This is a genomic window from Streptomyces sp. NBC_00400, from assembly GCF_036048035.1.
Lineage (GTDB): Bacteria > Actinomycetota > Actinomycetes > Streptomycetales > Streptomycetaceae > Streptomyces.
This window is the reverse complement of the sequence record NZ_CP107940.1, coordinates 4704277-4716393: the sequence shown is the minus strand read 5'-3', so window position 1 is coordinate 4716393 and position 12117 is coordinate 4704277. Positions and strand designations below refer to the sequence as shown.

The following is a 12117-nucleotide window of genomic DNA, read 5'->3' as shown; positions in this document are numbered from 1 at the left end:
CCCCGTAGCCCAGCAGCAAGCAGCCCGGCATTCCCAGGTCCGGGGCTCCCCGCCACCGGGCAGGGAGAGGGAGGAAAGGTGCACAGCGGTGCCCGCTAAGAGCAGCACGATCGTCACCGCGCTGACCACGGCTGCCGTGGTCGTGGTCGGTGTGCTCGGCTACCAGGCCGCGGCGTCCGCTCCGGACACCCTCACCCAGACCCGCAAGGACCCCCGCCACAGCGTGCCCAAGAGCCCGCCGGAGCACGGCGGCAAGAAGGACAAGGCCCCGGCCGTGGCCCCGGTCCCGCCCTCGTCCGGCAAGGGCCGGCGGATCGTCTACTCGCTGGACGCCAAGCGGGTCTGGCTGGTCGGCGCGGACGGCAAGGCGGTGCGTACGTACCCGGTCACGCCGAGCACGGTCGGCCCGCCGCTGGGCGCGTACGCCGTCGCCTCGCGTTCGGTGAGCGTCACGGGCTCGGACGGCATCGCGATCGAGCATGTGGTGCGGTTCGCGAGTGTGGAAGGCGTCACCGTCGGCTTCAGCGCGGCCGTCGACGGCTCCATGCCCGACCCGGGCTCGGGGAAGCGGACCGGTGGCATCCGTGAGTCGCGGACCGACGGCAAGGCGATGTGGGACTTCGCCCTGCACGGCACCAAGGTCGTCGTGGTCTCCTGACCGCACGGCCCGGCCCGGTTCCGCAGGCCGCCGCATTCGCCCCTACGGGCTACGCCGCATCGCGGCCCGGGGTGGACGCGGCCCGGGGCCCGTCCTGGTCCTCGTCCTCCGCTTCGGGCGCGCCGGACGGCTCCGCGGGCTTGTCCCGGCGGGCTTCCTCGGCAGCGTCGGGGGGTGTGGAGACGGCGCTGGCCGCGGCACCGGCCGCCAGCAGTTCATTCATGGTCGGCGTCTCGGCCGCGGCGCACGCGGCCGCCGCGACGGGGGTGCCCCCGCGCCCTTCAGGCGTGGTGGAGGGCTGGTGGGCCGACATGGACGCCTCCCGGGGCTCCTGGGACGAGCGACAGAAGCTAGGCTCGCTACTTAGGCTGACCTAACTGGGGTCTCCTCCCATGTCACCACGCCCGGTACCGGGTACGCAACATCTTACCGACGGCTTGTCGGAAACTACCGGGCGGTGTTGTCCGGATCGGCGCCCGCCGGTCCGCCGCCGACTGGCCCGCCACCGCCGCCGACGGCTCCCGGGACGGCCGTCAGCAGGTCTCCAGCGCGGGCAGGCCGGCGTCCGCCCAGCGTGCGCCGAGGCCGGTGACCGTCACCTCGCGCACATCGTCCACGTCGTCCTCGGGATGCCCGCCCGCACCACCGGGCGCATCCGCACCCACGGCGCGCCCGATGACCACGTGCAGCCGGTCCTCGGAAAGCTCCTCGACCTTGCCGTCGCCCCACTCCACGACCACCACCGACTCCGGCAGCGAGACATCGAGGTCCAGGTCCTCCATCTCGTCCAGCCCGCCGCCGAGCCGGTACGCGTCGACATGCACCAGCGCGGGGCCGCCGGTCAGCGAGGGGTGCACCCGGGCGATGACGAAGGTGGGCGAGGTCACGGCGCCGCGGACGCCCAGCCCCTCGCCCAGGCCACGGGTCAGCGTCGTCTTGCCGGCGCCCAGCTCACCGGTGAGCAGTACCAGGTCGCCGGGGCGCAGCAGCGGGGCCAGCCGGCGGCCCAACTCCTGCATCTGGTCGGGGGACTTGACGGTGACATGCGCAATCGCTCCGGTGGTGCTCATGCCGCAAATGGTACGTCCCGCCCGTCGCCCGGCCACCGCCCCTCGGTGATGCCGCCGCGGGGCGGCAGGCTGTGCCCTGCCGCCCGGCCGGCGCCAGGTCCCGGGCGCCTCAGGCGCGGGCGTGCCGCGAGCTGCGGGCCGCCACGCTCGCCCGTTCCACCAGCGACACCAGATGTTCATTGACCAGCTCGGGCCGCTCCAGCATCACCAGATGCCCGGCGCCGGGGACACACACCAGCTCCGCGTCGGGCAGCACCTCGGCGATCGTCCGGCTGTGGTCGGCCGGGGTGATCAGATCGCTCTCCCCGGCGAGCACCAGCGCGGGCACCGCGTCGTACGCCACCAGCGCCTCGGTCTTGTCGTGCACCGCGAACGCCGGGAAGAACTCGGCGACCACATCGATCGGGGTCGCCTCGATCAGCCGCTCGCCGAAGCGGGCGATCCCCGGGTCCACCTTCTCCGGCGTCCCGAACGAGTAGCGCTTGACCAGCCCCGCGAAGAGGTCGGCGGTGGCCCGCCGTCCGCGCTCGACGATCTCGCGCTGCCAGCCCAGCGCCTTGAGGACGCCCGGCGCGAGCCAGTGGAAGGCCTTGACGCCCATGGACGGCAGCCCGAAGCCGACCTCGCTGAGCCGGCCCGCCGAGGTGCCGATCAGGGCCACCCCGACCACCCGCTGCGCGACGTACTCGGGGAACTGGTCGGCCAGCGCCATCACCGTCATCCCGCCCATGGAGTGCCCGACCAGCACGATCGGCCCCTCGGGGACCGCGGCGTCCAGCACCGCCTTCAGGTCCCGGCCCAGCAGGTCGATGGTGACCGGTTCCGTGCCGTCGATCTGGCCGTGGCCGCGCGAGGAGCGGCCGTGGCTGCGCTGGTCCCAGTGGACGGTGCGCACCGTGCCGCGCAGCGCGGAGCGCTGGAAGTGCCAGGAGTCCTGGCTCAGGCAGTAGCCGTGGCTGAAGACGACCGTGGGGGCCGGCGAGCGCCGGCCCAGCGCCGCCGTCAGCCGCTTGCGCAGACCGCCGTGGGCCTCCTGTGCGGCGCGGGCCTCCTTGCCGCGGACCGGCTTGGCGGACCGGTCGTTCTTGCCGTGCTTGCCGTGCTTGCCGTTCACCGCGCCCTTGGCCGCCACGTCGTCCTTCTCCGGCGGGCCCGGCTCGTCGACCTCGTAGTACAGCTCGGTGCCGTCCTCGGCGACCGCGGCGCCCGGGGTGCCGCGCAGCGTGCCGTACGGGCCCGCGGCGTCCAGCGCGAGCCGGGCGCGGCGCCGCATCCCGCGGCCGACCGTCAGCCGCTCTATCGCCACACCGGCCGCGGCGCCCGCCGCGACCACGCCGATCGCGGCGCCGGCGACACCCGCGTGCCGGCCCGCCTTCGCCCAGTTGCCGGCCACCTCGGCCGCGGTCTCGACCGCCTGCGCGGCGGCTTCCTGTCCCTCGGTCATGCCGTACCCCCCGTGAGCGCGCTGTCTCCTTCGGCTTCGCTCCCCGTGCCGTTGTCCACATAGACGCGTGGCACCCGGGATCCGATCCGGGTGACGATCTCATACCCGATGGTTCCGGCCACGCGGGCCCAGTCCTCGGCGGTCGGCTCACCGCGGTCCCCGGGGCCGAACAGCACGGCCGGATCGCCCGGCTCGGCATGCGCGCCGCCCAGGTCGACCACGAACTGGTCCATCGCGATCCGCCCGGCGACCGTCCGCCACGCACCGGCGACCAGCACGGGGCCGACCCCGGAGGCGTGCCGCGGGATGCCGTCGGCGTAGCCGAGCGGGACCAGCGCCAGGGTGGTCTCGCCGGACGTCGTGTAGTGGTGCCCGTACGACACGCCGTGACCGCCCGGGACGCGCTTGACCGACGCGAGCGAGGCCTCCAGGGTCATCGCCGGCCGCAGCCCGAAGTCCTGGGAGGTGCCGACCTCGGGGCTGGGCGAGATGCCGTAGATGCCGATGCCGGTGCGGACCAGGTCGAAGTGCGCCTCGGGCAGCGTCAGCAGCGCCGGGGTGTTGGCGATATGCCGCACCTCGGGGCGCAGCCCGGCCGTCTCGGCGGTCTTCAGCGCTGCGTGAAAGACGTCCAGCTGGGCGGCGATCGAGGGGTGTCCGGGCTCATCGGCGCAGGCGAAGTGCGACCAGACGCCGGTGACTCTCACCGTGCCCTCGGCCTCGGCGGCACGGGCCGCGGCGGTCAGTTCCGGCCAGGCGGCGGGCGGGCAGCCATTGCGGCCCAGGCCGGTGTCGACCTTGAGCTGGACGCGGGCGGTGCGGCCGCACGCCCGGGCCGCCGCCCGCACCTCGTCGAGCGCCCACAGCCCGCTCACCGCGACGTCGATGTCCTGCTCGATCGCCCGCCCCCAGGGGCCGCCGGGCGTCCACAGCCAGCACAGCAGCCGCCCGGTGTCACCGGCCGCCCGCAGCGCGAACGCCTCCTCGGGCAGTGCCGTGCCCAGCCAGCCCGCACCGGCCTCGCGGGCGGCGCGCGCGCAGCGCACCGCCCCGTGCCCGTAGCCGTCGGACTTGACCACGGCCATCAGCTCTGCCCGGGGTGCACGGTCCCGCAGCGCACGGACGTTCGACCGCACGGCGGCGACGTCGATGGCGGCACGGGCACGCTTCACTGTCTCGTTCATCCCCCTCAGTGTCGCAGGCGACATTGCGCAGCCCCGGGGGACGGGCGGGAAAACCGTGCTCACACGCCGGGTTTCCGCCCCCAGACGTGCACGATGTCGCCCTTGTCGAGCACTTCCCAGGCCCTGCGCGCGTCCGTCATGGTGAGGTTGACGCAGCCGTGCGAGCCGGCCCCGGAGAAGATGTCCTCGTAGACGCCGTGCAGCGCCTCCCCGCGGTCGAAGAACTGGGCGTACGGCATGGAGGTGCCGTACAGGTTGGAGATGTGCCGGCGGTGCCGCAGATAGATCCGGTACGTACCGGTACGGGTCTCCATCGTCGGCGCACCGGAGCGGATCGCCACCGGGTCGAAGATCACCCGCCCGTCCTGCTGCACCCACATCAGCTGCCGGTTCAGGTCGACGCACACGGTCCGCTCGGCCCGGTCGGGACAGTGACCGGCCCGGTTGGGGTCCTTCTTGGCCCGCATCACCTGCACCATCGCCCCCGTGACCGGCCCCGCGAAGCCGGACGCCGGCGCAATGCGGTGCGCCTGCTGGAACCGCCGGATCGCCCGGCAGTCCCCCGCACTCTGCCGCCCGTCGACCTCGCGCCCCAGATAGCGCTCGGCCTGCCGCTGGTAGGGCCCGGTGGCGGCACTGCAGCGCAGCGCCCGGGTGCCGGGGCGCTGCGCCTCGGACCGCGGCACGTACTCGATGTGCAGCTGCCGCCCCGGCACCCGCACCGTGCGCGGGACACCGGGGACCAGGTCGGACGGTCCGTACACGGCGGACGGCTGCGTCACGGCCCTCGCGGACGCATGCCTCACGGCCACGGTGGGCGACGGTGCCACGGCCACCGCGGGCGGCCCGGCGACAACGAGCAACGAGGCGCAGACCAGCAGCGCCGGAAGAGTGCGTTTCATGCCCTCACGCATGCCGTGGCGCCGCGGCCGTTCGGCCCGCCGGACGCCAGGTTCGCCCTGGTGCCCGCCCCATTCCCCCGCGGGGCGTAACGCCGGTCCGTTGCGTGCCGTCAGCCGGCCGTCCGCGGCCGGTCCGTCGTCCGCGGCCGGTCCGTCGTCCGCCGCCGGCCCGTGGCCGCTGCCGGCCCGTCATCCGCCGCCGGCCGTCGCTCGTGCTGTCAGTCCGTCACATCTCGCCAGGCCGCCGCCAGATGGTCCGCGACCTCCGAGGCGAGGATCGGGGCGCCGGCCGGTCCGGTCGCCCGGCGGGCCGCCAGCCCGTGCAGATACGCACCGACCGATCCCGCGTCCCGCGCCGTGAGCCCCGCGGCGAGCAACGAGCCCGTCAGCCCCGACAGCACATCCCCGCTCCCGGCCGTCGCCAGCCAGCTGCTGCCCGTGGGATTGACCCGCACCGGTCCGTCCGCCTCCGCCACCAGCGTCGTCGAGCCCTTGAGCAGCACCGTGGCGCCGTAGTGCGCCGCCAGCTCCCGTACCGAGGCCAGCCGGGCCGCCTCGACCTCCTCGCGCCCGCGTCCGAGCAGCGCGGCGGCCTCCCCCGCATGCGGCGTCAGCAGGGTCGGGGCCGGGCGCTCGGCGACCCGGCGCGGCGTCAGGAACCGCAGCCCGTCCGCGTCCACCAGCACCGGAACCTCCGCCGCCAGGACGTCCTCCAGGGCGTCCAATTCCTCGCCGATGCCGGGGCCGATCACCCACGACTGCACCCGGCCCGCCTTGTCCGGCGGCCCGGCGTGCACCAGCGTCTCCGGGAAGTGCGCCAGCACCGCCTCGGCGGCCGGCCCGACATAGCGCACCGCCCCCGCGCCGCCCCGCAACGCGCCCGCCACCGCGAGCACCGCCGCCCCCGGATACCGCGCGGACCCGGCGACCACCCCGACCACACCCCGCCGGTACTTGTCGCTCTCGGGCGCCGGACGCGGCAGCAGTCCGGCCACGTCCACGTGCTGCAAGGCCTCGGCGTCGGCCTCCGGCGGCAGCGTGAGCCCGATGTCCACCAGCCGCAGCGCGCCCGCCCGCTCGTGCGCCGGATCGATCAGCAGCCCGGGCTTGTACGCGCCGAAGGTCACCGTGGCGTCGGCCCGTACGGCGTCCCCGGCGACCTCACCGCTGTCCGCGTCCACTCCGCTGGGCAGGTCCACCGCCACCACCGGCGCCGACTCCCATGCCTCCCGGGCGAGTTCGGCGGCCTCCGGGCGCAGCCCGCCCCGTCCGCCGATCCCGACGATCCCGTCCACGACCAGCGCGGCCCGTGCGATGTCCCGCCGGGCGTCGGCCGAGACACGCCCCCCGGCGGCCCGCAGCGCGGCCAGCCCGCCCTGGTGCGCCTTTTCGGGTGAGAGCAGCACCGCCGCCACCCCGGCCCCCCGCCGCGCCAGCCGGGCACCGGCGTACAGCGCGTCCCCGCCGTTGTCGCCGCTGCCCACCAGCAGCACCACCCGGGCTCCGTACACCCGCCCCAGCAACTCCGCGCACGCCGTGGCCAGTCCGGCCGCCGCCCGCTGCATCAGGGCCCCTTCGGGCACCCGGGCCATGAGCTCTCGCTCCGCGGCCCGCACGGTCTCCACGCTGTAGGCAGTCCTCATGCCGACAAGTCTCACCCCTCGCCCACGGGGTACGCGGCATTTCTCCCGCGGGCCCTCGCGGGGGATTTCCTCTCGCGGGGCTCCTCCCGCAAAGACGGCGCCCGCCCACCGACGAACGGGGGGCGGGCGCCGCAGCGGTCCTCATCCCTCGGCGATCACCACGGCGGAGGCGACCCCCGCGTCATGGCTCAGCGACACATGCCACGACCGGACCCCGAGCTCCTTCGCCCGGGCCTCGACGGTGCCCCGTACCCGCAGCCGCGGCCGGCCGCTGTCCTCGACATACACCTCGGCATCGCTCCAGTGCAGCCCGCCCGGTGCCCCGAGCGCCTTGGCCAGCGCCTCCTTGGCGGCGAACCGGGCCGCCAGCGAGGCGATGCCGCGGCGCTCACCGCTGGGCAGTATCAGCTCCTCATCGAGGAACAGCCGCTGCGCCAGCTCCGGCGTACGCTCCAGCGCCTCGCCGAAGCGCTCGATCTCGGCGACATCGATCCCGACCCCGATGATCATTCGACCGTCACCGACTTGGCGAGGTTGCGCGGCTGGTCGACCTCGTTGCCGCGGGCGGTGGCCAGCTCGCAGGCGAACACCTGCAGCGGGATCGTGGAGACCAGCGGCTGCAGCAGCACCGGCGTCCGCGGAATCCGTACGAGGTGGTCGGCGTAGGGCACCACCGTCTCGTCCCCCTCCTCCGCGATCACGATCGTCCGCGCCCCCCGGGCCCGGATCTCCTGGATGTTCGACACGATCTTGTCGTGGAGCACGGACCGCCCGCGCGGCGACGGCACCACGACGACCACCGGCAGATCGTCCTCGATCAACGCGATCGGCCCGTGTTTGAGCTCCCCGGCCGCAAAGCCCTCCGCGTGCATGTACGCGAGTTCCTTGAGCTTGAGCGCACCCTCCAGCGCCACCGGATAGCCCACGTGCCGGCCGAGGAACAGCACGGTGTTCTTGTCGGCGAGGGAGCGCGCCAGCTCCCGTACCGGCTCCATCGTGCCGAGCACCTGCTCGACCTGGGTGCCGATGGCCGCCAGTTCGCGCACCACGTCCCGGATCTCGTCGCCCCACTTCGTGCCCCGCACCTGCGCGACGTACAGCGCCACCAGGTAGCAGGCCACCAGCTGCGTCAGGAACGCCTTGGTCGACGCCACCGCGACCTCGGGCCCGGCGTGCGTGTACAGCACCGCGTCCGACTCCCGCGGGATGGTCGAGCCGTTCGTGTTGCAGATGGCGAGCACCTTCGCGCCCTGCTCGCGCGCATGGCGCAGCGCCATCAGGGTGTCCATGGTCTCGCCGGACTGGCTGATCGCGATGACCAGCGTCCGCCGGTCCAGGATCGGGTCGCGGTAGCGGAATTCGCTCGCCAGCTCCGTCTCGCACGGAATCCGCGTCCAGTGCTCGATCGCGTACTTGGCGATCATCCCCGCGTGGTACGCCGTCCCGCAGGCCACGATGACGACCTTGTCGACCTCGCGCAGCTCGGCGGGCGGGATCCGCACCTCGTCCAGGGACAGCACCCCCGAGGCGTCGATCCGCCCCAGCAGCGTGTCGGCAACGGCCTTCGGCTGCTCCGCGATCTCCTTCAGCATGAAGTAGTCGTAGCCGCCCTTCTCGGCGGCCGAGGCGTCCCAGTCGATGTGGTACTCGCGCACCTCGGCGGGCGCCCCGTCGAAGCCGGTGACCGTCACCGCTTCCCGGCGCAGCTCCACCACCTGGTCCTGCCCCAGCTCGATCGCCTCCCGGGTGTGCGCGATGAACGCCGCCACATCCGACGCGAGGAAGGCCTCCCCGTCCCCGACGCCCACCACCAGCGGCGAGTTACGGCGCGCCCCGACCACCACGTCCGGCTCGTCGGCATGCACCGCGACCAGCGTGAACGCCCCCTCCAGCTGCCGGCAGACCTGCCGCATCGCCTCGGCCAGCTCCCCGCAGGACGAGTAGGCCTCGGCCAGCAGATGCGCCACGACCTCGGTATCCGTCTCGGACGTCAACTCGTGCCCGCGGTCGGTGAGTTCCGCGCGCAGCCCGGCGAAGTTCTCGATGATGCCGTTGTGCACGACGGAGACCCGGCCGGCGTTGTCCATATGGGGATGGGCGTTCCCGTCGGTGGGCCCGCCGTGGGTGGCCCACCGGGTGTGCCCGATACCGGTCGAGCCGGCCGGCAACGGACGGTCGGCCAGCTCCTTCTCCAGATTGGCGAGCTTGCCGGCCTTCTTGGCCGCTGCCAGCCCGCCGTCGGCCAGCACGGCGATACCCGCCGAGTCATAGCCGCGGTACTCCAGCCGCTTCAGCCCGGCCAGGACGACGTCAAGGGCGCTCTGCCCGCCCACATATCCCACGATTCCGCACATGGGGGCAGGGTACGCCGGGCGCCTGAGCGACCGGCGGCGGCATGTACCGGCGAGTCACCAGCCGAAGAATCCGGCCTTCACAGCACCGACGAACGCCGCCCACGCACCGGGCGCGTGAAACTGCGTCCCGCCCTCACGGTCCTTGCTGTCCCGGACGGCGCGGCCGCCGTCGGCGGTGTGGGCGACCTCCACGCACTCCTGGTTGATCCCCTGCGAGGCTCGGGCCTTGACGAACCCGGTGACGATCTCACGGCTCTCTATCGAGGTCACTTCTCACCCTCCGGCATGTTCGCTATCGCTTTGTCGAGGAACGTGAGGCTCTGCTTACGGCTCAGCGCCGCAGACCGGAGCGCTTCAAAGATGCGGGCATGCTTGGCGACATCGTCCAGATCCTCAATGATCACCGTGCTGGTCGTACTGTCGAACGCGACGGCTTCCGGCGCGGGCTCCGGCCCGAACGAGAAGGTGGAGAACGGCGCGTCATCCGCCGAACGTGCCCGCCTTCACGGCGCCGACAAACGCGGCCCAAGCTCCGGGCGCGTGGAACTGCGTCCCCCGGTCAGGTTCCTTGCTGTCCCGGACAGCCCGCCCGCCGCCGGCAACCTCGGCGACCTCCACGCACTCCTGTTGGTCCCCTTGCGAAAAGCTGGACTTCTTGAACTGCGTGACTATTTCCTGGCTTTTCATTCCGCGTCCTTCTCGCTATCAGGCAGACCGGCGAGCTGATCGCGCAGGAATGACAGCGTCTGCGTAGGCGTCAGAGCCGCTGACCTGAGCTCCTCGAAGATCTCCGAGTGCTTCGCCATGTCTTCGAGCTCCTCGACAAAGATCGTGCTTGTCGTACTGTCGAAAGCGACCGCTTCGGGTGCAGGCTCGGCACCAAAACTGAACATGACGAAATGCGACGCCCTGTGGGCCGCTTGCCACTCCGAGAGCGGAAGCACCTGAAGACTTACGTTCCGCCTCTGAGCAACGTCCGTAAGGTGCATCAGCTGATCACGATGCACCTCCATCGACGGCATAGGCGCAGTGATCACCGGCTCCCAGACGACTGCCGCGTACCGCGCACCACCCTCCTCGATCGCCTTCCTGCGCTCCCGTCGGCCCGTTGTCGCCCTTTCAATCGCCTCCGCCTCAGGAGCGGTCACGCCGGCTTCCAGCAGCGCCTGGATGTAGCCATCTGTCTGCAGGAGCCCCGGCATGAAGAGCGGTTGCCAGGTGCGGATGTACGTAGCGTCGGACTCCAGTGTGATGTAGTCGGCGTACTGCGGATCCAACGCCCACGGATAATTGACCCACCAACCACGCTTGTTGGAATCCCGGGCAAGCTGCTCAAGCTGGCGATAGACCTCCCGGTCTTCCACCCCGTAGAGCTCCAGCAGCAACCGCACGTCTCCCGGCCGCGCCGTCACTTGCCCGGTCTCGATGCGGCTGATCTTGGCCTTCGAGCCCGCGATGTGGTCGGCGGCATGCTGCTGATCGAGCTTCGCCGCCTCGCGATACCTCCTGAGCGCCCCACCAAGCCGCCTACTGCGCACAGTAGGCCGTCCACCTGCGGGCATGTCCCCTCCTCTTACCCCGTGTGACCAGTCTGCACGGCAACGGACGCTACACGCCAGGTGGTTGAGAGCTAACAGTCGCATGCAAATTCCCGCTACGCGACGCGTTGCATAAGCGCCGAGTCTCGCTCTAGCTTGGCTTCGTCACTCGACGTGGCCAGGCGGGAACGCCAAGTGATCCCCGTTCCGCCTGCCCACACCCTTGGGGGACACATGTCCGGGCGTACACGCATCAAGAGGTTCCGGGTCCGGAAGGACTCCGTCGCCGCCGCTCGACTCCACGTCAGGACGACCCTGACCGACTGGAAACTCGGCGGCCTCATCGAGGACAGCGTCCTCATCACCAGCGAACTGACCACCAACGCCGTCTCCCACGCCAAGGGAACGGGCGACTACTTCGAACTGGCCTTACGCCGCCGCAGCGGCATCCTGGTCCTGGAGGTGGCCGACTCCTACCAGTGGCGCATGCCGGAACTCCGCAAGCCCGGCCCGGACGACCCCTCCGGCCGCGGCCTGCTCATCGTGGACGCCCTCTCCCAGCACTGGGGCGTACGGCCGCGCGACCCCGGCAAGACGGTGTGGGCACACCTGGCGATCAACCGCCCGGAACAGCCATGAGCCTGCTTCATCGCCCCAAGCACGTCGTCCGGCCCGCGTGGGGCTGCGAGTTCATCACTCACACCCCAGGCGCCTCAGCGGTCACCACGGCCTACCACAACAGCAACGCGCGGGCTCGGCCCGCCCGGTCGAACCGGTAGCACCGTGCGACGACAACGCGACGACGCGACCACAACGCCCTCAAAACCCCCGCGCTATCCGCGCGTGCGCCTCCCGCACCGTCTCCAGGAACTCTTCGTCCGCCTCCGCGTCCGCCCCGAGCTCGCTGCCCGGCTCGTGGCGCTCCAGGAAATCGCCTAAATCCTCGCCCAGATCCTCGTCCGGCAGTTCCTCCGCCAGCTCCGCGTACACCCGCGCGGCAAATCCGTCCGATGCGGCGTCCGAAGCGGCATCCGCCGCCCGGCCCCCGGTCACGCTCGCGGTCCTCCCCCACGGCCACTGTCCCAGCAGGCCGGCCCTACGCGCTCCCACACGCACCCCCTGAATCGAACTCGGCCCGAAGCCGGGCCTCTCCCCGCTACCGACCGTACCGGGCAAAAACCCTCGGGTACAGACACCCGGGCAGAGAAGCCCCAAGACCGCCCCGACGTCCACAAGACCGGCCTCCGGGGTACCCCGGACGTTCATCTCCGGGTGCCCCGCCGGACACCCCGATATGAACGGCGGGTGGCGGCTGCGCACAATG

The 12117-nt window shown here is 72.3% G+C and carries 14 protein-coding genes and 1 pseudogene; 2 read left to right on the top strand and 13 right to left on the bottom strand.

The window, feature by feature from the left end:
* The first annotated feature begins 88 nt into the window (after positions 1-88).
* A complete protein-coding gene (locus OHS81_RS20685) occupies positions 89-658 on the top strand; it encodes a L,D-transpeptidase (RefSeq protein ID WP_328386167.1) in 570 nt (189 codons plus the stop codon).
* A gap of 49 nt (positions 659-707) precedes the next feature.
* Here OHS81_RS20685 and OHS81_RS20680 read toward each other — a convergent pair whose 3' ends face one another.
* From OHS81_RS20680 to OHS81_RS20625, 12 genes and pseudogenes are all read right to left on the bottom strand, one after another.
* Positions 708-971, bottom strand: coding sequence for a hypothetical protein (locus OHS81_RS20680; protein ID WP_328386166.1), 264 nt, complete (start codon positions 969-971; stop codon positions 708-710).
* A 220-nt stretch (positions 972-1191) separates the two neighbouring features.
* Positions 1192-1728 carry a tRNA (adenosine(37)-N6)-threonylcarbamoyltransferase complex ATPase subunit type 1 TsaE gene (gene tsaE / locus OHS81_RS20675; protein ID WP_159481471.1) on the bottom strand — a complete coding sequence of 179 codons (537 nt, stop codon included), beginning with the start codon at positions 1726-1728 and terminating at the stop codon, positions 1192-1194.
* Positions 1729-1837: 109 nt separating this feature from the next.
* The gene (locus OHS81_RS20670) at positions 1838-3172 is read right to left on the bottom strand and encodes an alpha/beta fold hydrolase (protein ID WP_328386165.1); all 1335 of its coding nucleotides are present in this window, start codon (positions 3170-3172) and stop codon (positions 1838-1840) included.
* Positions 3169-4356: an alanine racemase gene (alr, locus tag OHS81_RS20665; RefSeq protein ID WP_328386164.1), complete on the bottom strand. Its 1188-nt coding sequence runs from the start codon at positions 4354-4356 to the stop codon at positions 3169-3171. The genes OHS81_RS20670 and alr overlap by 4 nt, the downstream gene beginning before the upstream one ends.
* Before the next feature lie 59 nt (positions 4357-4415).
* Positions 4416-5258, bottom strand: coding sequence for a L,D-transpeptidase (locus tag OHS81_RS20660; protein WP_328386163.1), 843 nt, complete (start codon positions 5256-5258; stop codon positions 4416-4418).
* Between the two features lie 218 nt (positions 5259-5476).
* Positions 5477-6901: an NAD(P)H-hydrate dehydratase gene (locus tag OHS81_RS20655; RefSeq protein ID WP_328386162.1), complete on the bottom strand. Its 1425-nt coding sequence runs from the start codon at positions 6899-6901 to the stop codon at positions 5477-5479.
* A 141-nt stretch (positions 6902-7042) separates the two neighbouring features.
* Entirely contained in the window at positions 7043-7411 is a 369-nt protein-coding gene (locus OHS81_RS20650) for a holo-ACP synthase (RefSeq protein WP_328386161.1), read from the bottom strand.
* A complete protein-coding gene (gene glmS, locus OHS81_RS20645) occupies positions 7408-9255 on the bottom strand; it encodes a glutamine--fructose-6-phosphate transaminase (isomerizing) (RefSeq protein ID WP_328386160.1) in 1848 nt (615 codons plus the stop codon). The genes OHS81_RS20650 and glmS overlap by 4 nt, the downstream gene beginning before the upstream one ends.
* A 54-nt stretch (positions 9256-9309) precedes the next feature.
* The gene (locus OHS81_RS20640; RefSeq protein WP_328391292.1) at positions 9310-9516 is read right to left on the bottom strand and encodes a DUF397 domain-containing protein; all 207 of its coding nucleotides are present in this window, start codon (positions 9514-9516) and stop codon (positions 9310-9312) included.
* Positions 9517-9521: 5 nt separating this feature from the next.
* Positions 9522-9725, bottom strand: a pseudogene (locus OHS81_RS20635) (Scr1 family TA system antitoxin-like transcriptional regulator); the annotation flags it as partial.
* 10 nt (positions 9726-9735) lie between these two features.
* Positions 9736-9942: a DUF397 domain-containing protein gene (locus tag OHS81_RS20630; RefSeq protein WP_328386159.1), complete on the bottom strand. Its 207-nt coding sequence runs from the start codon at positions 9940-9942 to the stop codon at positions 9736-9738.
* Positions 9939-10817: a helix-turn-helix domain-containing protein gene (locus tag OHS81_RS20625; RefSeq protein ID WP_328386158.1), complete on the bottom strand. Its 879-nt coding sequence runs from the start codon at positions 10815-10817 to the stop codon at positions 9939-9941. The genes OHS81_RS20630 and OHS81_RS20625 overlap by 4 nt, the downstream gene beginning before the upstream one ends.
* A 210-nt stretch (positions 10818-11027) precedes the next feature.
* Between OHS81_RS20625 and OHS81_RS20620 the strand changes: the two genes are divergently transcribed.
* Entirely contained in the window at positions 11028-11432 is a 405-nt protein-coding gene (locus tag OHS81_RS20620) for an ATP-binding protein (protein ID WP_328386157.1), read from the top strand.
* A gap of 180 nt (positions 11433-11612) precedes the next feature.
* Here OHS81_RS20620 and OHS81_RS20615 read toward each other — a convergent pair whose 3' ends face one another.
* Positions 11613-11846: a hypothetical protein gene (locus OHS81_RS20615; RefSeq protein WP_328386156.1), complete on the bottom strand. Its 234-nt coding sequence runs from the start codon at positions 11844-11846 to the stop codon at positions 11613-11615.
* Positions 11847-12117 lie beyond the last annotated feature (271 nt).